Raw genomic sequence first — 20500 nt, 5'->3', positions numbered from 1 at the left:
AGAAAAAAATAAAAATAGTCCCTAGACCATAACATTTTGCCACTTGCCGACATACATGTATAAAAAACATTTTTGCATCAGGCAAACTTTATACAACAAGTGCAAATTAGAGACAAACAAAAGAAAGGATTGAGAATCATGTTTGTAGGTATCTTGCTTGCAACTGCAATCTCTATCCCTCTGATTGGTATTCGGTACTTTGTAAGAGGAGGAAAACGTAGGAAAGACAAAAAAGACTCCATCACAAAGAGTCTTTTTTGGTAGATAAGAAAAACATAATCTTCATATAGCGGGCTGTACCTCTGGAAGGTCAATACACCGGCTATTTACTTGTTACTTGGCGTATTGGTAATATTTTTTCTAAAATTTCACGGGCAACAGGTGCTGCAATTGCTCCACCGGACATGCTGGAAAAATTCATAGTCGGCCTGTCAAAAGCCACATATATTACCACATCAGGATGGCTGGAAGGAGCAAATCCGATAAAGGATACAATATATTCATTTGGAATATATCCCCCTTTTGGATCAGGAATCTGTGCCGTTCCCGTTTTACCTGCAACTTCAAAATCAGGCGAATTAGCAGCTTTTGCTGTTCCATTTAGAACTACTCCACGTAAAATTTGCCTTACTTTTGTCGCTGTTTGTGGTTCTATAATCTGATGCTTCGTGATAGGATATTGATACACTTCTTTCTTGGTACGTGGATCCACTACTTCTTTTAATACATGGGGCTTGACCCAATAACCATTATTAGCAATAGCAGAGATCGCTGCAATCTGTTGAATTGGAGTAACAGAAATACCTTGTCCAAATGAACTAGCCGCTAACTCTACTGGATACAAGGCGCGATTATAATAATATCCTTTACCTTCAGCAGGTAAATCAATCCCTGTTCTTTTCCCAAATTTTTCGGTAATACTACCAAATCCAAAACGGCGAATATAATCGGACAGTTTTTCTGCTCCAAGTTGTTGACCTAGATGAATAAATCCTACATTGCTTGATAATTCTACAGCACGTTGATACGTAATGGTCCCCCATCCACTACGATTGGAGTCGTGAAAAGTTCGATCTCCAACTTTAATAGAACCGGAAGCAAATGTTGCATTGGGTTTAAATAACTTTTCATTTATGCTTGCAGCCAATGTAACAATTTTAAAAGTGGAACCTGGTTCATATTGACTCTCAACGGCAATATTATGTCCATTTTTTGCTGGATCAAAAGTCTTTGCTATATTTTGGGGATCAAATGTAGGCCTACTTACCATCGACAATATTTCGCCTGTTTTAGGATCCGCTACAATTGCAGTAGCACCTTTTGCCTGATATTTTTTCATTGCTTCATTTATTGCGTCTTCTGTTTCATGTTGTATTTTAGCATCAATTGATAAGATTAAATCTTTTCCGTTTACAGGCGGTTTAAATGTTTCTGGTCCATCTGAGATCCTCATTCCATTTTTGGCTTTATGATATTTAATGGTACCATCTACACCACGGAGCCATTTATCATAGACTTGCTCTACACCACCAACAGCATCACCATTGCTATTTAAAAAGCCTAATACATGCGCCAACTCTGAACTATTATACTCTCTCATATGTGTGGGATATCCATATATACCAGCAACTTTACCTTTTTTCTTTAAAGCAAATATTTTGCTATATATAGAGGGGGAATATTTCCCTTTCCCTTCATACTTGATTTCAACAGCCTTTTTTTTAAGAGAAAGCTTCTCTTCTAACACTCCAACTGGTATTTCCAGTAGTGGAGATAATATTTTCGCTGTTTGGGAGACATCCTTAATTTGACTTGGATCAGCAACAAAATAATAACCTGGTACTTCCCATGTATAAGCTTCTTGTTTGGTTCGATCATAGATGGAACCACGCTTCGCATGCAAGATGGAGTTAGAATTTTCCCACCGCTTCTCTGCCATTGCTAATAATTCTTTTGAATCAAATGTTTGAATCCACAATAATCGTATTAATACACAACTCAGTAGCACCATGAGTGTGAACCCAATCATGACTGAACGAACTTTATTTTTCTTTTCCGAATGCTGCATACTAGTGCCACCATTCTATTTTGACAAATTGTACGCCTAACTAAGGGTGAATAGAGGGAATGATTTGCAATCCGTTTTGCTCTGCAAACTGACGAATATGTTCTAAGCTACTTCCTTTCAATTTTTCAGAGTCTAACTGAGTATTCAATTCTTTTACTTTGTTAATTCTTGACTCCGTTTGTTGGATAGATACATCTAGTTGCGTTAATTCAGCATATCGAGTTAATACAAAGATAGCAGCCATGATACATATAACTGTACTTACTAAGTATAGTACTTTTTCACTGGACGGAAGACCTTTGATAACTCTTCTTGATCTTGGTTGAGTGCGAGTCTTAGGTGTAGATACTGGTAATTGATAGGCTAACGAGGTATTCCCTTGTTCTTTACGCACAATGATCCCCCTCTACTCTTCGCTCAAATCCTTTACACAACTGAAGAATGATGTATTTTTTGAAACTCCACAAGGCTAAAGTCGTGGGATTCATTTGAATACCAACCCTTCGACCAGTTAAATCGATTGACCTATGTTCTTCTATTTTTCTTTTTGTTACAATGATTCTTCTTTTATCTAACAAGACTGTCTTCATGACCGTTTTACCATCTCTTCTATTCTCTCTTTTTGTCCTTCATTGACCCAATTTCTTTTTTTGACCTTCATCTATCTTTTCATTTATTTGAATTCTTTTTTTGACCTCTATAATTTCTCTGCTACTCGTAACTTAGCTGACCTAGCACGTGCATTTACTTCTATTTCATCATTCGTAGGAACAATGGGTTTTCTTGTTATGATGGTGAGAGCTGGTTTATGATCACAAACGCAAACAGGAAAATGTTTGGGACAGATACAACCAACTGCTTGTTCTTGAAAAAAATGTTTACAAATTCGATCTTCCAAGGAATGAAAGGAAATGACCGCTACTCTCCCACCTTTTCGAAGTAGAGGTACTACTTGTTGCAAAGCTTCCTCAAACACTCCAAGTTCGTTATTCACTGCAATACGTATAGCTTGAAATGACCTTCGAGCTGGATGAGGTCCTTTTCTCCTTGTTGCTGCTGGTATTGCTTCTTTGATAATTTCCGCTAACTCAGCCGTTCTTTCAATAGGTTTGTGCATCCGATGTTGCACAATATGATGAGAAATCCTCCTAGAAAATTTCTCTTCCCCATACTGAAATAAAATACGACTCAGTTCTTCTTCGGAATATTGATTGACCACTTGATAAGCAGTTAATTCTTGTTCTTGATCCATACGCATATCGAGCGGTGCATCTTCATGATAGCTAAATCCTCTCTCCCCTTCATCTAACTGAGGAGATGAAACTCCTAGATCGAATAAAACACCATCTACTTGGTCGATACCATATGACTTTACTACTTCTTTTACATGTTGAAAATTAGCCTTATGTAAAATCACTCTGCAGGAAGCTTGGCTTATTTTTTGTTTTGCTGCTTCTAGTGCTCGATTATCTTGATCCAAACCAATAAGTGTGCCATTTGGTCCCAATCTTTTTACGATCAAGCTGCTATGTCCTGCGCCGCCTAAGGTGCAATCTACATATACGCCATCTGATTTAATGTTCAGTGCATCTACGGATTCATTTAACAATACAGTGATGTGTTGAAACAATGCTTGATCATCCTTTTACAAGTCAAAGTCGACAATACTTTCTGCAATTTCATTGAACGACTCTTCCGATTTTGCATAGTAGCTTTCCCAAATCGATCGATCCCAAATCTCAACCCTGGAAGAAACTCCAAGAACGACACATTCTTTTGTAAGATTAGCAAAAGTTCGCAAGTTCGATGGTAATACAATTCTGCCTTGCTTGTCCAAATCAACTTCACAAGCACCTGAAAAGAAAAACCGAGTAAAGGCACGTGCATCTGCTTTGGTAAAGGGTAGGGCTTTTAGCTTCTGTTCTAGTTGTGTCCATTCTGCTCGAGGGTAAGCAAAAATACATTGGTCCAGTCCTCTAGTTAGGACAAAAGAGGAGCCGAGATTTTCTCGAAATTTTGCTGGGACAATCATTCTTCCCTTCTCATCAACACTGTGATGAAACTCCCCCATAAACATGCCAATGTGACCCTCCTGATCTACTCATAAAATGACCAGTTTTATGAGTTTTCTGCTATCCCTCACTTCTTACTCTTAGTTGAATGATAAGTGGAACCACAGCTCTCCACTTCCCTCCACTTTCCTCCACATTGGTAAGTATACCACAATCCATACAAAAAATCCTGCACTTGTGTACAGGATTTGAACAAAATTATCTTATTTTGGAAAATATGATTAAACTTGCCAGCTATTGAGATATTCTGTTTGCTCTGGAGTTAATTCATCAATTTGAATTCCTAATGATTCCAAGAAATGACGTGATACTTGTTCATCAATTTCATAGGGAACATCAATCACATGTGCTCCAATTTTTTCATTGGATTGATTTAAATAAAGGAGACTTAACACTTGCAGTGCAAAGGTCATATCCATTATTTCAGCTGGATGACCATCACCTGCTGCTAGGTTTACTAAACGCCCTTCGGCCAGTAAATTGATTTTGCGTCCATCTGCTAACAGATATTGGGTGATATCTTTCCTCACTACTTCTTCTTTTACAGCCATTTCTTCAAGTGCTACTATATTGATTTCGATGTCAAAATGACCAGCATTTGCCAAAATCGCTCCATCTTTCATCACTTCGTAATGATCACGGCTAATAACAGCCTTGTTTCCCGTAACAGTTACAAAGAAATCGCCTTGCTTTGCTGCTTCCACCATTGGTAAAACAGTAAAACCTTCCATATGAGCTTCTGTAGCTTTGATAGCATCCACTTCCACGACAATTACACGAGCACCTAGTCCTTTTGCGCGCATTGCTACACCTTTTCCGCACCAGCCATAACCAATTACTACTACGGTCTTTCCTGCAACTACTAGGTTGGTGGTACGATTGATCCCATCCCAAACAGATTGGCCAGTGCCATAACGGTTATCAAATAGTGATTTAGAAAATGCATCGTTTACTGCAATCATTGGAAACTTTAACTGCCCTGATTTTTCTAATGACAATAAACGTTTAATTCCTGTGGTGGTCTCTTCACATCCGCCTTGTATTTGTTCTAATAAGTCTGGACGTTCACTATGTAGAATGGTCACTAAATCTGCACCATCATCAATGATAAGATCAGGTTTTGTTTCCAATGTCATAATAAAATGAGACTTATACTCTTCTGGAGTTGGATTGTAACGAGCAAATACAGTTACACCTTCTGAAACCAGAGCGGCACAAATGTCATCTTGCGTAGAGAGAGGATTGCTTCCTGTAATGACAACTTCAGCACCGGCATCCCGAATCAATTCTGCCATGCACGCTGTCTTTGCTTCTAAATGAAGAGAAATAGCTACTCGTTTTCCTGCGAGCGGTTTTTCGACGATTACCCGTTCTCTGATTCTATTTAAAACAGGCATATGGTCTTTTGCCCAATTGATCTTCTGTCTCCCACTTGGGGCCAAAGAGATATCTTTTATTACACTGTCTGTCAAAGCATTCATTTAACGCTTCACTCCTTCTTTTTTTACCTATAGAAATAACAATTGATGAGTATTCCATTCGGGTAACTCTTGTTTACATAACATATGGAGCCAATCTAGTCCATAGTTATTCCAAAAATAAACAAGGTTATAACATCGCTCTTGTAATCCCTCTAGTGGATAGATCGCGTTTACAACCATCCTCTGTTGCCGAAGCGTCACTTCTAATTGTGTATCTATTACACCATATGCTTTTTGTTTCAACCAACTCACATGATTTTGTAACTTTTTTGCTGTACTCTCTCCCATTTGCTCCATATTCCCACCTACTGTTTGGGTAAGTTCTTGAAGAAATGGTGTGTAGAGTTCTTCCAATCGATGGGTTAATTCTGCAAATTGTTGCTCTACATTAGGTGGTTGATTGGTCTGTTTCCATAACTCTATCAATGATTGCCCTTTACCTGCAAATAAAGTTTCCCAATCTACTCCCCAATTTTCTCGATATTTTTCAATCGAACGCTCCACAATTGTAACATTTTGTCTAGGATAAACAATGGGCATTTGCAATCCGAATACAGAAAAAGCTTCTTTTAAACAACCCCAGTAATCTATTTCTGAGGATCCTCCAACAAAAGCCAGAACTGGAAATACCATCTCCTGCATCAGTGGCCGAGTTACTACATTGTTACTAAGTCTGTTATGCTTTTCATGTAGATCATCTATTTTATACTGAAAAAAATGATTACGACTAGTAAATTGATTTCCCTCTCGATAAAGGGCAACCCTCTGTCCGTTTTCTTCGATGAATAGATGGGCTTGGTTATCTTCAAATTGTAGAGGTGAGGGACTCCCTCCTTCTTCCCATTTTTGAATACCCCGGCTCACCGCGTCACCCAGCACATGGTTCTTATCAATCATTTGGTGGAAGTAATCTGCCTCCAGTTCCCGCAGCAGCGTATCATGGGAATCAATTAACAATAAACCATATTCTGCAAATAAGTAATGAAGGATTTTGGCAAAAAATCTAGTCCATGTAACAGGTTCTTGTGTCAGTTGCTCACAAAGAGCAACCCAACCTGTTTTATATGGGCGGTCTGCAATCGCTTGATGCAGCTCATCTAGCCATTGGTGAACAACATGTGGTTCGATTGTAATAGTAGACACAGATGCTTTTTTCGTATCTTGCAATGGGAAGGAATGTTTCACCATACCTGTTCCTTCAGGCATAAAAACGTGGTCTACTTCTTGCCTATCATGATCTTCTCCAGCAATCCAAAAAACAGGTATTACAGGTTTTTGGAGGCGTTCTTCTTCCCTCTTTGCTAATTGAATAATCGTGATCACTTTATAAATCGTATATAACGGTCCTGTTAATATACCAGCCTGTTGTCCCCCAATAACAACAACGCTATCAGTTGATGACAATCGATCTAGATTTAATTCGATAGCTGGATGGACTAATTCAGGATGATGATAATTCCGAAGGACTTCTACCAACTGTTCACGTTTGTATTTTTGATTGGTTACATAACGATAACGCTCAAAGTAGCTTTCGTCTTGGGTTGGATCATAATGGTAAAACAATGTTTTTTGTTGGAGTTTCTCATTAGGAATCAAACACTTTTCTATTTTCAATTTCCGCCAGCCCTTCTTCCAGATGCTACTTACTTATCATAAGTTAAGTATACCACATGCTCAAAACAACATACTTTTTGCTTTTATCAACTCAGTCAAAGCAATATGAGTAGGAACAGCCAAACGAAGTTGGTCAGCATACGAAACTACTATTCCATTGAGAGAATCAATTTCTGTCTGTCGTTTATTTCGAATATCTTGAAGCATCGAAGATAAGTTCTTTGACGTCATAAAGCAAACTTCGCTCACTTGTTGATAAATCTCTGTCTGGTTGAGGTAAAAACCTTTTGCATCTGCTACTAAACATAGTTCTTTAATCAGTTGTTTGATAATAGTTTGTGTCTCTATCTCCATCAATTTTCCATTTGGTATTTCCAAAAGGGCCGTCAAAGGGTTGATCACTACATTTATTGCAAACTTTTGCCACATATACCTTTCAATATCCTCAACCCACTGAATCCCAATAGATTGCATGAGAGAAAGAAAAAGTGGATCAATGGCATCTTCTTGAATCTGATTTACACTCCCTATTCGAACATAGCCATTTCCTGTATGATGGACATGATTTACTGATATTTTTCTCGCACCTTCGGTTGTTACGACCGCATAACTATTGGAATAAGAGCAGGCTCGTAATTTTTCGACATGCCCTAGACCATTTTGCCATGCTATGACATGCGTTTGTTCATGGGTAAAAGATGGAATAATAGAAAGTACTCGATTCAATGCTGGCTGTTTAGTCATCAGAAACAGCACATCAAAACCAGCAGAATGATTGAATTCATCAATCCATTCTGCTGTAACCCGATATCTGATTTTTTGACCATTTAAAGTGGTAAGGATAACACCATCTCGCCTGATCACTTCAGCTTGTTGCTCAGATTTACAAATCAGGGTCACGTCTGCATACTCACTCATACGAGTAGCCCATAAAAGCCCTAGTGACCCTCCTCCAATTATACCAATTTTCATCTGATCTCACACCGGATAAATAGGATGTTTTCGTTTACTGAAATTCACTTGTTTTTCACTATATAGATCATACCTTTTTGCTAACTCATTTCGCAAATCTTCAGGTTCCACCATGACATCCACAATCAATTCACTAGCTAGCCGATAGATATGAATATCTTCCTGATACGCCTTTCTTTTCATTTGAATAAAAGAATCGCGATCTTCTGGATTTAAAGCTTGAATCTGATTATGATAAACAGCATTTACTGCTGCTTCTGGACCCATCACAGCGATTTGAGCTGTCGGCAGTGCAATACAACAATCTGGTTCGAATGCTGGACCTGCCATCGCATATAAACCAGCTCCGTATGCTTTCCGAACAATCACCGATATTTTTGGAACGGTCGCTTCTGCCATTGCTGCGATCATTTTGGCTCCATGACGAATGATACCTGCTCTCTCTACTTGTGTACCAATCATAAATCCGGGTACATCCACTAAAAAGAGTAATGGTATCTGATAGGCATCACACAAGGTAATAAATCGGGCTGCTTTATCCGCAGAATCACCAAATAAAACTCCCCCTTTTGTTTTCGATTGGTTCGCAATGATCCCAATCGTCTTGCCTTTAAGACGTGCAAACATCGTAATTAATTCTGGAGCAAAAAGTTCTTTGAGCTCCAAAATCGAATCCTTATCAACCAATGCACCTATTACTTCTTTCATATCAAATGGAACATTTTGTTCGTGTGGAATAAGCTCGCTAATTTTATCAGCTATGGGACTGATGCAATAATCGACTTGTACTGGTGTTTGGAAATAAGAAAAGTAGGTTTGAGCAATCAATATGGCATCGGCCTCATCTTTTGCTAAAAAATCCCCACAGCCACTGATGGAACAGTGCATACGTGCTCCCCCCATCTGTTCCAAAGAAACCTTCTGTCCAATCACCATCTCAGCCATTCTTGGAGAGCCTAGGTACATACTGGCGTTTTTATCTACCATAATAACAACATCACAAAAAGCTGGAATATAAGCCCCACCAGCAGCTGACGGGCCAAATAAGAGGCAAATTTGTGGGATTACACCGGATAGCTTGACTTGATTATAAAATATCCTTCCAGCTCCACGTCTTCCAGGAAACATCTCTAGTTGATCTGTTATTCGTGCTCCAGCAGAGTCTACCAAATAAAACAGAGGAGCTTTTAATTTTTCTGCTGTTTCTTGGATACGAATGATTTTTTCAACTGTCCTTTTCCCCCAAGAACCTGCTTTTACTGTTGAATCATTTGCCATAACACAAACTGTCATGCCATTTATTTTTCCTATTCCCGTGATCACTCCATCAGCAGGCAATCCTTCCTCCAATGAATTAGCTAATAATCCATCCTCAACAAAAGAATTTTCATCCAGTAACAGTGCTAAACGTTCTCGAGCAAACAATTTACCCTGCTCCGCCAATTTCTGATGATATTTAGGATGACCTCCATTTTGTAATCGTTTACTTTTATCAGTAAGTTCACTCATATTCTATTACTCCCCTCGAAACCGTGGCTTTCTCTTCTCCTGAAATGCTGACAAACCTTCTAAACGATCTTTTGTAGGGATCAAATGCTCATAGGCATAAGCTTCTTTTTCCATCGCTAATCCTATTTCTAAAAGATAACCCTCCCCAATCGCCATTTTCGCTTGCCAAACAGCCAATGGTGCATTTTTGGCAATTTCCTCCGCCATAAAAATTGCCTCATTCAAAGCTTCTCCTGTCATGGTTACTTTGCTGACAATCCCCATCTTGTTTGCAGTTTCTGCAGATATACGTTTAGCTGTATAAATGAGCTCTTTTGCTGCGGTTATACCAGCTATTCGACTTAAACGTTGTGTCCCACCCGCTCCAGGAATAATTCCTAATGAAGTTTCAGGCAGGGCAAATACTGCGTTTTTTGCAGCAATTCGAAAATCACAAGCAAGAGCTAACTCCATTCCACCACCGAATGCTATCCCTTCAATAGCAGCAATGACAGGACAATACAAAGATTCAATTTGAAAAAAAGTTTGTCGAATCAAGGTGAGATACTTCCTTACCTCATCTTCACTCATTGTTTGACGTTCTTTTAAATCTGCGCCCGAACAGAATGCTTTTTCCCCTGTACTTGTGATGATCACTACTCTGGTTTTTTCTTTCTCTATTTCGTCTAGATATTGACTTAATTGACGCAATAATGGCCGGTTAAGTGCATGATGTACTTCCGGGCGTTGTAGTTGAAGTAATGTGATAAATCCACGTTGTTCCCTCTTGATCCAAGTCATCCTTCATTCCCACCTTTGCTAAGATAATACTGTAATACTTTTGAAGGAAGCTTTTTTCCTAGTACACTTTGTAACCAATGAGCTGTTTCACACAGAGTATTTAAATCAATTCCCGTTTCGACACCTAAACCATGTAATAAGGTTATTACTTCCTCTGTTGCTACATTTCCAGAAGCTCCTGGTGCATAAGGACATCCTCCTATTCCTCCTATCGAACTATCGAAGGTTGTAACACCATTTTCTAACGCCATATAAGTATTAACCAATGCGAGCCCTCTTGTATCATGAAAATGCATGGCTAACTTACCTGAAAAAGAAGTTTGCAGGGATTGAAGTACTTGCTTCACTTGTTTGGGAACTGCAATACCGATCGTATCTCCTAGGGAAACTTCGTACACCCCTAAATCAAACAAACAAGAACATAGGTTTTCTACAACTGCTAAAGAAACCTCTCCTTCATAGGGACATCCAAAAACACAAGATATATAGCCTCTTACGGGCAGTGCATATATTTTAGCTTTTTGCACAATTTGTGCGATTTGATCGATGGTGGATTTTATGTTACCGTTTACATTTTTGAGATTATGTGTCTCGCTTGCTGATACAAAAACGGCTATTTCTGTCAAAGGTGGGGACTTTACGCGCTCCATTCCTTTAAGATTGGGAACTAGCGCTCGATAGCTGATCTTTTTATTAGTAGTGGTAAGTTTTGGAACCAGTTGATCTGCATCTGCTAATTGGGGAATCCATCTGGGATGGACAAATGAAGTTATTTCAAGATTCGTGAGATTGGCAGTGATAAGCCTGTTGATCAATTCCAATTTCAAGTCAGTAGAGAGCATTTTGGGTTCATTTTGCAATCCATCTCTGAGTCCTACCTCTACTATTTTCACTTTCATACTAATTCTTCCAGTTCTATTAAAACTTCTCCTTCATTGACAAAATCACTTTCTTTCACATGGACAGCCGTAACTTTCCCTGCGATAGCGCTTTCTACTGGGATTAACATTTTCATGGACTCTAATACAATTACTTCTTGGCCTTTTTGGATTTCTTCCCCGATGGAAACCAGTATCTTCGAAACAATCCCTACGATTGTCGCTTCTACTTTTGCCATCATAAAAACCCCTTTCTTTTTGCCAATCATTTCTAAAAAATATTCAGTTTGGACAAAATATATTTCCTTTCTATCGTATCAAATTTTCCCCGATTAGCGTCGATTCTTTTAAAATAAAAAACTGCCGACTTGGTTGGTCAGCAGTACTGGAGATTATTTCGGTTCTTTTTCTAAGTCTTCGTTTCTTGCAGCTAATTTCCTCGCTCTATCCATAATTTGCACCAATGTGCGATAATCTTCATTTACCAATTGGTAATCCGACTCTACCGCATTCAATTGTTCTTTCATTGCTTTATTTTCGTGTTCCAAACGCCTTAGTTCATCTTCTCTTTCATATAACTCTTGTTCCAGTTGTTTTTGTTGTTTTTTTAATTCCCCTACTTCATTTTTATGCTGACGCAAAAATCGGATAACATGATCTAATGAATATTCATCCTCATATGATTCCAATGTTGGAGTATTATCTACTCGAACACTACTAAGAGTTATAGGAGTTGTATAACGTGCCCTTTCTTGCCCACGTCTTTGACGTTCTGTTTTGGCTACTTGTATTGCTGCATCATAATTTTTACGAACAGAACTATTCCAGCGAAAACCACAAGCAGCAGGAGTTCTTCCTAATCGCTCAGCTACTTCTTCAAATGCAGATAATTGTGTACCGCCATCACGAATATGTCGCAAGGTTACTTCAGCTAATACCATATCGTCTTCTGATGACCAAGCATCTTGACGCTTTACAGCCATATTCAAAACCTCCTTTTCTAAGCAATATTTTTGACTGTTCTATCCTATGCTTAAAAACCGAACAATAGTATATCTCTATCCTTTTTATATCCTCAAATTGCTAGAACTATACGTTTTATGGGGATTAACGAATATATTTTCTCAAGGGTGATGCAAAGAAATATGCCAAAAGAGTTATGCTAGTATCTAGATGTAACCCTTTGCCGTAACACTACTTGAACCAAATATCTGAACTAGGTATAATAAAGATTGCTTGAGCGGATGCTCTTAATAACGGTAATTATTTCTTGACTCATCTTGATCTATTGAAAGGCTGTGGTTTTGTGGATCGCATGTTTCGTGTACTCGGTTTTTGGGCACTAGCAATCGCGTTGATGTTTGTTGCTGGTCATATGTACACCCAAGCAGGTCTCTTCATCTTCCAAGCCATCTTGTTTGTAGTGCTTGGTTACCAACGTTTCACAGAAAAAACTTATATGTACATATTTGGTAGCTACATGTTGATATCTTTCTGTGGTATGGTGGCATACGCAACTTTTGTTTATTAGCCCAAAAAGAACCCTTGTATGTAGGGTTCTTTTTTCTCGTCTATTTCTTTTGTATGAGAACTTGGAAATGCTCTCCCATCCCCAATAGAAGCTGTTTGATTGCATTTCGATAAAGCGGGTTAGTGTATGATAATATCCCTGCAATTTGTAAAAACTTCGCCTGGGTTCCATAAAAAATAGTAGTTAGACCAACTTCCTCTCCCCAACTTGTCAGATCTTCAAAATTGACATGGGCTGTTATATCCACTGCTCCTAATTTTTGATAGGGATCAAACACATGTTGATGATTTTGGTAAAACCGTACTGTTCCATCTAAATATCGAATACTATGTAATCCCCTTGATAGTCCGCCGTAATCCAGTGTCCATATCAACCCAGACTCCAAGCCATTTGCAACTTCTTGTATCCAAGATTTAGCATGAAGATTCACTTCTATTTGTTGTTCTTCTGCCAGATCACCCTTAATGGAGTCTGTATATAGCACTAATTCTTCCTTCGACAGCTTCCCATATACTTCTATAAATTCACCATTTTGCTCAGAAACATAAATCTCCCACCACTTTCCTTTTTTCCAGAACAGACGATGCACTGGAAAAGCATCGATCAGTTCATGTAGATAGACAATGGTAAAGGGAGCATAAGGTATTTCCTTCCACTGTTGAATCCATTTAACTTCATAAGGGATATCCTTCATCCTTTTTTGCTGCAGGGATTGATGATATTTGCTTTTCTCTAGGGCATACAAAAAAACCTCTGATTTTGGGATTGATTTTTGATGAAATTGATTTGCGATCTGCTCCATTAATCTGCCATCGCCCCCTCCTACTTCAACCAATTGAAGAGGATAGGGTGACTTGTATTCTTGCCAATATTGCAAAAAATAGTCCGCCAAAACACGTCCAAATAGATTGCTAACATGAACATTGGTAAAAAAATCGCCCGTTTTCCCTAATTTGGGAATGGGCTTCGTGTAATAACCATAAGAGGAATGATATAAAGCAAGTTCCATAACTTTTGCAAAAGGTAGTTGTTCATGAGAAGTCTGCCGCAAATGACTGCGAATCACTTGCGACATCCCTTCTATCTGTGTAGACGACCAGTCCACTCCAATAAGCCTCCTTCGAGATTATACAGCTTTTCAAATCCCCGTTCGGAGAGTATTTGAGCTGCAATTTGACTGCGCATCCCACTTCGGCAGATCAACAAAATATTTTCATCTTTATGAGAAAGTAATTCTTCATAACGTTCTTCCATTTCATCGTATGGAATATGGATGGAATTTTCTACGTGCGCGTCCTCATATTCTTCTTTGGTACGAACATCAACAAAAACATAATTATGTTTTTCCTCTTCAAACTTTTTTCCAAAAACAGATGCAGGTATATGTTGGTATTTTTCCATATAGATCACTCCATAGTCTAAGATGTTATTTGATCAATTAGTTGTTGCAATTGACTCAGTTGCAAGGGACCTTCCACTCTCTTTACAATTTCCCCATCTCGATTGATAAAAAAGGAACTAGGAATGGGTCCGATCTTGTATTGTTTTACTACTTCCCTATCTTTATCCATCCAGATGGGGAAAGTAAGTCCCAATTGTCTAACAAAATTACTAACTGGTAACTCATTCTCATGGATATTAACAGAAACAACTTCAAATCCGCGGTTTTTGTTCATGATGTAAGCTTGTTGAATCACTGGCATTTCTGTCTTACAAGGAGGGCACCAAGTCCCCCAGAAGTTGAGCATAATTGCCTTGCCTTTTAGTTCCGAAAGGCTTCGCTGCTTCCCATCGAGTGTAGTAAGAGTAAAATTTGGAGCTTTATCACCTTCTACTGGTTTTCCACCTGTATCCGTAGAAACTTGGTAAATTGCGTATCCTACTAGTCCAATTAAGCAAAGCAATAATATCCTTCTCACCCAATATCTTGTCTGTTTCTTCATTTTCTTTTCCCCTTCAGACTAAAACCCGGTAAAACCTCCGGTTAGATTGGTAAACCAAGTGATAATGGTGGTCATTTGATTGGTGTATAAAATAATGCCGAATAAAATCAACAACCCTCCACCAACCTTCATGACCTGGTTCGAATATTTGAGTATCCATTTGGTTCGTCCAATAAAAAAGGCCATTATGAAAAAAGGGATTGCGAATCCAAGCACATACATCGTGATATACAAAAAACCGATTCCTAACTGTGCCTTGATTGTGATAATAGCTAGCACAGAAGCTAGTATTGGTCCCAAACAAGGTGTCCAACCAGCCGCAAAACTGATACCGATCAGCATAGAACTCAGATAACCCAGACCTTGTTTGGACACATCCCATTTCTTTTCACGCATCATAAATTTTGGCTCAATGATCCCGATGAGGAATAAACCCATAAAAATCAACAAAACGCCGCCGAGCATACGAATCAAATCTTTGTAATTTACAAATGATTGACCAATCCATGAAAAAGTAAAACCTAATGCATAGAAAACGAGTGAAAAACCAAGTAAAAAGAAGAAGGTGTGGATCATTGTTAACTTAGTGAGATGTGTAGAGCGACCTTCTTCTTTTAACTGTGAGACAGAAACCCCAGTTATGTATGACAGATATGAAGGATAAAGCGGTAGACAGCAGGGAGAAACAAATGACAGCATTCCTGCTGCAAATGCTAACCAAATTGTTACTTGTTCCATGATGAAAATTTATCCTCTCTACGATAACACTTCATCGAGAATATCTTGCAGTTCTTCTTTACTCATTTCACCAACGACTTTATGTGTTATCATTCCAGTTGAATCGATGACAAAGGTAGTTGGAACACCTAGCAATTGATAGTGGTCTGTTCCAATTGTCTGACCGTCTTCATTTTCTTGATCCAAAATAACTGGATAAGTGTATTTATACTGTTTCATAAACTTTTTGATGTTTGGTATGGTATCTTGCGAAGTCTCATTTACCATTCGGAAGTTTATTTGATCTTTGTGTTCTTTGTACGCTGCTTCTAAAAAAGGCATTTCTTTTTTACATGGATCACACCATGATGCCCAAAAATTGATAATTGTGGGTTTACCATTGGTTTGGTACAGTTCCACTTTCTTACCATCTAACGTTTTTAATTTAAAGTTCGGTGCACAGTTTTTCACTTCAATCCCGATATCTCCTTTGCAGTTTGCATACTGGACTACCGGTTTTTGATTTACGGAAGCATCATATACAGCATATATTACTGCAATAAGCAGAACAAATATAAGTAAAGTGCGAATCAACTTCAACAGTCTTCCTCCTTCTTAGGAAAAAAACGGATTGGTATTTCGTTCATGACCAATCGTCGTAGACGGACCATGTCCAGGATGAACAATAATTTCATCTGCTAGTGTAAATAATTGAGTTTCAATGGACTGAATCAAAGTTGTATAATCGCCATCTCGGAGATCCGTACGTCCGATCGCTCCTTTGAACAAGGCATCACCTGAAATGACCATTTCTCCATCGAAAAGGGAAATGCTACCAGGGGAATGACCTGGAGTAAACAATACTTTAAAATTTTTCCCCATAAAGGAAAGGGTTTCTCCACCTTTGACCGCTATATCTGCAGGTTCAAATGACATAGGCTCTGTTCCAGCAAATGTACCTGAACCATTTAGAACAGGATCACAAAGCCAAGTTTGTTCGGTCTCATGGACAATAACAGGAGCACTCGTAAGTTTTTTTAATATCCCTAATCCCCCGATATGATCAAAGTGTGCATGCGTTAAACATATTGCTTCTATTGTTAAACCCAATTGCCTAATCCGATCCGTTAAAACTGTCGGGTTCATCCCTGGATCGATTACAACGCCTTGTTTACTCGTTTCATCATAAAGCAGATAACTATTAGTCGCAATAGGCCCTAATACATATTTTTCCACCTGCATGAAGAGCTCTCCTTTGAGCAAACTAAAGGATAACTGACAGAAAGGAGTTATCCATATATGGTTGCTTTTATTCGTTTGATTGGTATATTTAGTTTGACCGCAGGGCTCTTATTTGGATGTGCGCCACAAAAATCCGCTCCAAATAAAGTTACACCTAAAACCCAAAAGATTTCTTATACCCAGCGGGTAAAACAAACTGTTCCCGTCCCTCAGTATAACAAATCTTCCCGGAATGTTTCCAATCGACTTGAACAAATTGCCAAGCATGTGCCTCATGTAAAAGATGCAACTGCTGTCTCGGTTGGAAAATACTCGATTGTCGGTCTTGATTTAGACGCAAATTTGGATCGAGGTAGAGTTGGGACAGTGAAATATTCTGTCGCAGAAGCTTTACACAAAGACCCTGTTGGTGCAAAAGCTCTCGTTACTGCAGATGTAGATTTAGTGCAACGTATTAAAAACGTAGCAAAGGATATACGTCAAGGTAAGCCTATTTCTGGGACCTTAAAAGAATTAGCAGCGATTGCTGAACGAATCGCACCACAACCTACTAAAGTAGTTCCTAAAAAATAAGAAAACCTTTTGGTTCATAGGAAAGCCATTCTAAAAATAGGATGGCTTTTTCTATTTTTATAGAAAATTTCTCATTTCCTCTATATTTGCCATTTGATTTATTCCCTCTTTTTCTTTACCATAAATATATTAAATAGGTGTCTGTTGAAGTCTAAACATTTTATGTTTTTGCTCACTCTTACTACTCCTATCCCGCAACTCTTAAAATCATACCTACATTAGGAGAATCACATAATGAGAAAGCAATTTGCGATCTGCATGACCTGTTGTCTAATTTCTCTGGTATCGTTTGGATGTACCAATCATGCAGAACCTACCAATCCAAAAGTCACATCACCGGAATCGATTGTAGTACAAACGAACCAACAATCAAGTAACACTGAGGTTCCAGCTTCCAAACAGTTACAAATAGTAGCTCAACCTGATAATATCTCCGTGTTGGTAAACAAGTTCAATAAATTACCAGAAACTTTTAACCCAAAAGATTTGGTCTTCCCTAACATACCTTTTCTTGCAAGTGCTTCTACCGAAAAACGCCAACTACGCAAAGAAGCAGCAGTTCAATTAGAAAAAATGGTGAAAGATGCGAAAAAGGATCATATTTTCCTCAAAGGAGTTTCAGGATATCGCTCCTATCAAACACAACAAGCACTTTTCAATAATTATGTAAAACGTGACGGATATAACAAAGCAAGAACCTATAGTGCAATCCCTGGAACAAGTGAACATGAAACAGGTCTCTCCATTGATATGACAGGTAAAGACGGAACCTGTGCAGCAGAAGATTGTTTTGGAAAAAAACCTGAAGCCAAATGGTTAGCAGAACACGCACAGGAATTTGGATTTATTATCCGTTATCCAAAAGGAAAAGAAGCAATTACTGGGTATAAATACGAACCTTGGCATATTCGCTATGTAGGAGTAGCAATAGCAAAAGAGATTACCCAAAAAAAGATTACTTTAGAAGAATATTATGAAGCGATATCCATAAAGAAATAGATAAATAAAAAAACAACAACATTAGTTAGGATAGTTGTTGTTTTTTACTTCTTGTGCCATATAAGATGGTATCTCTGAAAGTTCAAAAACATGTAAATCTGGAAAAATCCGTTGCTGGTATTCCCATAGTAAATGCTTTAAATGAGAGAGTGAAATGATAAGACTTTCTTGCAGTGACAATGAAATAGCGACTTTGTATTTTTCATTCCATTCACTAGGCCAAGGAAGAAAAAAAATAGCATCGAGATTCCTGGTAGCAGGTGAGCTATAAGAAAGAAAGGGATTCACTGTTCCTTCTGGAACACCATAAAATTGTAGGGGTTCAATCTCTTTCGGATTAAATGTATGACTTCGAATTCGTTTTAAATTTAATAATTGAGATGCCTCTCTATGTAAAGAACGATGAATTCGAAAATCAGCAACACCCGTCCATAAAACAAGTTTATTTGTAGTTTTATCAGCTAACTTGCATGTAATGGTTTTTTGTACAAGGCATCCTTTTGGTAATACTGCTTGAGTTTCGGCTGCACTTCTCGTCGGTTGATGAAAGAAAGTGGTCGATGGGATATTTCCAAGTTTACAAAGATTCACTAAATCTGCTTCCACCATATTATTTTCCTCCATTGTCTATCCACTGCATTATTAAATTCCACGATATAAAAATTAAGATTCCGAATGATGTTATTTGCAGTATAACAGACAATGAAACAAATAAAATATAAAAACATTTTTTATATTAATATAATGCGAATCCTAAAAAAAAGAAAGGATAGAACATGAAGTTCTATCCTTTCTTGTACTTTTACTGGATAAACCATTTCACAATTGGATATTGGTATTGGCGATCTTGCACTGCATAGATGATACCCATAATTGGACAAATAATCGCCATCAGCCCGAAAATAATCAAGAATGGTATACCTATGAGAATGAAGGAGAAAAACCACGATACAGAAATCAATACTACCATGATCAAGTGAAAAAATATGGCTTGGAGGGAAATTCGCTTCACAGATCGATCTTGGATGATAAAGAAGACAATACATGGGAGTAAGATTGGAGCAAACCATGTACTAGCATGCACCAAAATTTTTATTCCCTTGGTGTCCAATGTAACCGCTCCTTTTCTTTTTCGTTATCTCCATTATATAAATAAACAATACAATTTGCTTGGGAGATAAGTTGTATTCTTCTCTCCATCTTAAGTCGTATATACACTACTTTTTACGATCTTCTTTATATAACCAGTTGATGTGCCTTTTTAATTATATTTGAAAAAAACTAAGAGAGCAGAACAGAAAAGTTGCTACTCTCTTTTTTTTACAACTCCACATGGCTAAAACCGTTGGATTCTTGGGACGATAGTCTCATGACTATTTTATTACCAAGCTAACCCCGTGTTCCCCACGGTTTTCGTTTGTTAATTTCTTCTTTGCCGCAAACAACTTGGTTTTCGTCTGCTGCGACTAGACATATATTACCATGCGAATGTTTGTTTGTAAAATTGCTTTTTTTAAAGGTTGAACAGATGAAGGAAATTCTTTCCTCTTATCCAACGTTCGCTTTCATCCCACGATATTAAACCATGGGTTTTCTCGCTCGAGATACTATAATGAAAAAATTTGGTGTATACTTAAGGATGTATGACCTGTTTACTTAGAAAGGAATTATTGATTCTGATGAAAGTAATTTGTATTCTTTGTGATGAACCATTTACACCTACCAAATCACAAGCCAGAAAAATTATAAAACATCCCCATAAGATTCAAATCTGTGATGCTTGTCATGATCGAATTACGGCAAAAGTAAATATGCATCGTATGGAAAAAACTTAGAGACATTGATTATATTTGGGCTCTTCTGTAATATCCTTTAATAATTTTTCCGCTAATTCTCCAGGGAAAGAGATCGTATACTCTTCCCCTTTTTGGTGATAAGAAACATGATATGCATGATCTTGTTTTTTCATCTCTATAGCCGTTACCTCATGATCTTCTTTCAACATAGTTTGAAAGAATTCCACTGTATCTTTTGCAGATACATCACTTGGTCTAGCTTCCCAAACAATTTTGATTTGCAACCAATTAAACAGAGCGTCTTTTTGTTGCACCTCTTACCCTC

At 38.0% G+C, this 20500-nt stretch carries 26 protein-coding genes; 4 read left to right on the top strand and 22 right to left on the bottom strand.

Annotation, left to right across the window (positions count from 1 at the left end; genetic code table 11):
• Positions 1 to 322: 322 nt before the first annotated feature.
• From MK805_RS03545 to MK805_RS03485, 13 genes are all read right to left on the bottom strand, one after another.
• On the bottom strand, positions 323 to 2068 hold the full coding sequence (locus MK805_RS03545; RefSeq protein ID WP_240873813.1) for a peptidoglycan D,D-transpeptidase FtsI family protein: 1746 nt from the start codon (positions 2066 to 2068) through the stop codon (positions 323 to 325).
• A gap of 40 nt (positions 2069 to 2108) precedes the next feature.
• Positions 2109 to 2462, bottom strand: a complete 354-nt coding sequence (locus MK805_RS03540) for a hypothetical protein (RefSeq protein WP_240873812.1) — start codon at positions 2460 to 2462, stop codon at positions 2109 to 2111.
• On the bottom strand, positions 2455 to 2658 hold the full coding sequence (locus tag MK805_RS03535) for a hypothetical protein (protein WP_240873811.1): 204 nt from the start codon (positions 2656 to 2658) through the stop codon (positions 2455 to 2457). The genes MK805_RS03540 and MK805_RS03535 overlap by 8 nt, the downstream gene beginning before the upstream one ends.
• Before the next feature lie 107 nt (positions 2659 to 2765).
• Complete coding sequence (gene rsmH, locus MK805_RS03530) at positions 2766 to 3698, bottom strand: 16S rRNA (cytosine(1402)-N(4))-methyltransferase RsmH (RefSeq protein ID WP_240873810.1); 933 nt, start codon at positions 3696 to 3698, stop codon at positions 2766 to 2768.
• Between the two features lie 15 nt (positions 3699 to 3713).
• Complete coding sequence (mraZ, locus tag MK805_RS03525; protein WP_240873809.1) at positions 3714 to 4145, bottom strand: division/cell wall cluster transcriptional repressor MraZ; 432 nt, start codon at positions 4143 to 4145, stop codon at positions 3714 to 3716.
• Positions 4146 to 4361: 216 nt separating this feature from the next.
• Entirely contained in the window at positions 4362 to 5621 is a 1260-nt protein-coding gene (locus MK805_RS03520) for an adenosylhomocysteinase (RefSeq protein ID WP_240873808.1), read from the bottom strand.
• Positions 5622 to 5648: 27 nt separating this feature from the next.
• The gene (gene bshC, locus MK805_RS03515; protein ID WP_240873807.1) at positions 5649 to 7235 is read right to left on the bottom strand and encodes a bacillithiol biosynthesis cysteine-adding enzyme BshC; all 1587 of its coding nucleotides are present in this window, start codon (positions 7233 to 7235) and stop codon (positions 5649 to 5651) included.
• 60 nt (positions 7236 to 7295) lie between these two features.
• Positions 7296 to 8207 (bottom strand): ketopantoate reductase family protein, encoded by a 912-nt coding sequence (locus tag MK805_RS03510; protein WP_240873806.1) that lies wholly within the window; start codon positions 8205 to 8207, stop codon positions 7296 to 7298.
• 6 nt (positions 8208 to 8213) lie between these two features.
• Positions 8214 to 9716 (bottom strand): acyl-CoA carboxylase subunit beta, encoded by a 1503-nt coding sequence (locus MK805_RS03505; protein ID WP_240873805.1) that lies wholly within the window; start codon positions 9714 to 9716, stop codon positions 8214 to 8216.
• Between the two features lie 6 nt (positions 9717 to 9722).
• Positions 9723 to 10496, bottom strand: coding sequence for an enoyl-CoA hydratase-related protein (locus tag MK805_RS03500; RefSeq protein WP_240873804.1), 774 nt, complete (start codon positions 10494 to 10496; stop codon positions 9723 to 9725).
• Positions 10493 to 11395 carry a hydroxymethylglutaryl-CoA lyase gene (locus MK805_RS03495; RefSeq protein WP_240873803.1) on the bottom strand — a complete coding sequence of 301 codons (903 nt, stop codon included), beginning with the start codon at positions 11393 to 11395 and terminating at the stop codon, positions 10493 to 10495. Before MK805_RS03495 ends, MK805_RS03500 begins: the two co-directional genes overlap by 4 nt.
• Positions 11392 to 11613 (bottom strand): biotin/lipoyl-containing protein, encoded by a 222-nt coding sequence (locus MK805_RS03490; RefSeq protein WP_240874269.1) that lies wholly within the window; start codon positions 11611 to 11613, stop codon positions 11392 to 11394. The genes MK805_RS03495 and MK805_RS03490 overlap by 4 nt, the downstream gene beginning before the upstream one ends.
• 153 nt (positions 11614 to 11766) lie before the next feature.
• Entirely contained in the window at positions 11767 to 12357 is a 591-nt protein-coding gene (locus MK805_RS03485; RefSeq protein ID WP_240873802.1) for an RsfA family transcriptional regulator, read from the bottom strand.
• Positions 12358 to 12680: 323 nt separating this feature from the next.
• On the opposite strand from MK805_RS03485, the gene MK805_RS03480 reads away from it, so the two are divergent.
• Positions 12681 to 12905 (top strand): DUF2626 family protein, encoded by a 225-nt coding sequence (locus MK805_RS03480; protein ID WP_240873801.1) that lies wholly within the window; start codon positions 12681 to 12683, stop codon positions 12903 to 12905.
• Between the two features lie 40 nt (positions 12906 to 12945).
• Here the strand turns inward: MK805_RS03480 and MK805_RS03475 are convergent, their stop codons facing one another.
• Genes MK805_RS03475 through MK805_RS03450 form a run of 6 tightly spaced genes read right to left on the bottom strand, consistent with a single transcriptional unit; the run spans position 12946 to position 16807 of the window.
• Positions 12946 to 14010, bottom strand: a complete 1065-nt coding sequence (locus tag MK805_RS03475) for a class I SAM-dependent methyltransferase (RefSeq protein ID WP_240873800.1) — start codon at positions 14008 to 14010, stop codon at positions 12946 to 12948.
• Positions 13986 to 14306, bottom strand: a complete 321-nt coding sequence (locus MK805_RS03470) for a rhodanese-like domain-containing protein (protein WP_240873799.1) — start codon at positions 14304 to 14306, stop codon at positions 13986 to 13988. The genes MK805_RS03475 and MK805_RS03470 overlap by 25 nt, the downstream gene beginning before the upstream one ends.
• A gap of 17 nt (positions 14307 to 14323) precedes the next feature.
• Entirely contained in the window at positions 14324 to 14848 is a 525-nt protein-coding gene (gene resA, locus MK805_RS03465) for a thiol-disulfide oxidoreductase ResA (protein ID WP_240873798.1), read from the bottom strand.
• 18 nt (positions 14849 to 14866) lie between these two features.
• Positions 14867 to 15586 (bottom strand): cytochrome c biogenesis CcdA family protein, encoded by a 720-nt coding sequence (locus MK805_RS03460; RefSeq protein WP_240873797.1) that lies wholly within the window; start codon positions 15584 to 15586, stop codon positions 14867 to 14869.
• Between the two features lie 18 nt (positions 15587 to 15604).
• Entirely contained in the window at positions 15605 to 16165 is a 561-nt protein-coding gene (locus MK805_RS03455) for a TlpA family protein disulfide reductase (RefSeq protein WP_240873796.1), read from the bottom strand.
• A 15-nt stretch (positions 16166 to 16180) separates the two neighbouring features.
• Complete coding sequence (locus tag MK805_RS03450) at positions 16181 to 16807, bottom strand: MBL fold metallo-hydrolase (protein ID WP_240873795.1); 627 nt, start codon at positions 16805 to 16807, stop codon at positions 16181 to 16183.
• A gap of 57 nt (positions 16808 to 16864) precedes the next feature.
• Here MK805_RS03450 and MK805_RS03445 point away from each other — a divergent pair, with 57 nt between their 5' ends.
• Together MK805_RS03445 and MK805_RS03440 are read left to right on the top strand one after the other, a co-directional pair.
• Complete coding sequence (locus MK805_RS03445; protein ID WP_240873794.1) at positions 16865 to 17380, top strand: YhcN/YlaJ family sporulation lipoprotein; 516 nt, start codon at positions 16865 to 16867, stop codon at positions 17378 to 17380.
• Positions 17381 to 17614: 234 nt separating this feature from the next.
• Complete coding sequence (locus MK805_RS03440; RefSeq protein ID WP_240873793.1) at positions 17615 to 18379, top strand: M15 family metallopeptidase; 765 nt, start codon at positions 17615 to 17617, stop codon at positions 18377 to 18379.
• A gap of 21 nt (positions 18380 to 18400) precedes the next feature.
• On the opposite strand, the gene MK805_RS03435 is transcribed toward MK805_RS03440, so the two are convergent.
• Positions 18401 to 18988 (bottom strand): hypothetical protein, encoded by a 588-nt coding sequence (locus tag MK805_RS03435; protein ID WP_240873792.1) that lies wholly within the window; start codon positions 18986 to 18988, stop codon positions 18401 to 18403.
• Positions 18989 to 19181: 193 nt separating this feature from the next.
• The gene (locus tag MK805_RS03430) at positions 19182 to 19490 is read right to left on the bottom strand and encodes a DUF4870 domain-containing protein (protein WP_240873791.1); all 309 of its coding nucleotides are present in this window, start codon (positions 19488 to 19490) and stop codon (positions 19182 to 19184) included.
• Positions 19491 to 20058: 568 nt separating this feature from the next.
• On the opposite strand from MK805_RS03430, the gene MK805_RS03425 reads away from it, so the two are divergent.
• A complete protein-coding gene (locus tag MK805_RS03425) occupies positions 20059 to 20214 on the top strand; it encodes a DUF2197 domain-containing protein (protein WP_240873790.1) in 156 nt (51 codons plus the stop codon).
• Here MK805_RS03425 and MK805_RS03420 read toward each other — a convergent pair.
• Positions 20211 to 20489: a hypothetical protein gene (locus MK805_RS03420; RefSeq protein ID WP_240873789.1), complete on the bottom strand. Its 279-nt coding sequence runs from the start codon at positions 20487 to 20489 to the stop codon at positions 20211 to 20213. The two genes, MK805_RS03425 and MK805_RS03420, sit on opposite strands and share 4 nt — an antisense overlap.
• Between the last annotated feature and the right edge of the window lie 11 nt (positions 20490 to 20500).

The sequence above is a fragment of the Shimazuella soli genome, assembly GCF_022511585.1.
Lineage (GTDB): Bacteria > Bacillota > Bacilli > Thermoactinomycetales > Thermoactinomycetaceae > Shimazuella > Shimazuella soli.
This window is presented reverse-complemented; position numbering and strand designations above follow the sequence as displayed.

Bases quoted from the DNA above. Each gene is read 5' to 3' on its own strand.
- MK805_RS03545 (WP_240873813.1), bottom strand. From the start codon at position 2,068: ATGCAGCATTCGGAAAAGAAAAATAAAGTTCGTTCAGTCATGATTGGG.
- MK805_RS03435 (WP_240873792.1), bottom strand. From the start codon at position 18,988: ATGGTGGAAGCAGATTTAGTGAATCTTTGTAAACTTGGAAATATCCCA.
- resA (WP_240873798.1), bottom strand. From the start codon at position 14,848: ATGAAGAAACAGACAAGATATTGGGTGAGAAGGATATTATTGCTTTGC.
- MK805_RS03500 (WP_240873804.1), bottom strand. From the start codon at position 10,496: ATGACTTGGATCAAGAGGGAACAACGTGGATTTATCACATTACTTCAA.
- MK805_RS03470 (WP_240873799.1), bottom strand. From the start codon at position 14,306: ATGGAAAAATACCAACATATACCTGCATCTGTTTTTGGAAAAAAGTTT.
- MK805_RS03485 (WP_240873802.1), bottom strand. From the start codon at position 12,357: ATGGCTGTAAAGCGTCAAGATGCTTGGTCATCAGAAGACGATATGGTA.
- MK805_RS03450 (WP_240873795.1), bottom strand. From the start codon at position 16,807: ATGCAGGTGGAAAAATATGTATTAGGGCCTATTGCGACTAATAGTTAT.
- MK805_RS03505 (WP_240873805.1), bottom strand. From the start codon at position 9,716: ATGAGTGAACTTACTGATAAAAGTAAACGATTACAAAATGGAGGTCAT.
- MK805_RS03490 (WP_240874269.1), bottom strand. From the start codon at position 11,613: ATGGCAAAAGTAGAAGCGACAATCGTAGGGATTGTTTCGAAGATACTG.
- MK805_RS03440 (WP_240873793.1), top strand. From the start codon at position 17,615: ATGAGAAAGCAATTTGCGATCTGCATGACCTGTTGTCTAATTTCTCTG.
- MK805_RS03425 (WP_240873790.1), top strand. From the start codon at position 20,059: ATGAAAGTAATTTGTATTCTTTGTGATGAACCATTTACACCTACCAAA.
- MK805_RS03520 (WP_240873808.1), bottom strand. From the start codon at position 5,621: ATGAATGCTTTGACAGACAGTGTAATAAAAGATATCTCTTTGGCCCCA.
- MK805_RS03510 (WP_240873806.1), bottom strand. From the start codon at position 8,207: ATGAAAATTGGTATAATTGGAGGAGGGTCACTAGGGCTTTTATGGGCT.
- MK805_RS03460 (WP_240873797.1), bottom strand. From the start codon at position 15,586: ATGGAACAAGTAACAATTTGGTTAGCATTTGCAGCAGGAATGCTGTCA.
- MK805_RS03445 (WP_240873794.1), top strand. From the start codon at position 16,865: ATGGTTGCTTTTATTCGTTTGATTGGTATATTTAGTTTGACCGCAGGG.
- mraZ (WP_240873809.1), bottom strand. From the start codon at position 4,145: ATGTTTATGGGGGAGTTTCATCACAGTGTTGATGAGAAGGGAAGAATG.
- MK805_RS03495 (WP_240873803.1), bottom strand. From the start codon at position 11,395: ATGAAAGTGAAAATAGTAGAGGTAGGACTCAGAGATGGATTGCAAAAT.
- MK805_RS03535 (WP_240873811.1), bottom strand. From the start codon at position 2,658: ATGAAGACAGTCTTGTTAGATAAAAGAAGAATCATTGTAACAAAAAGA.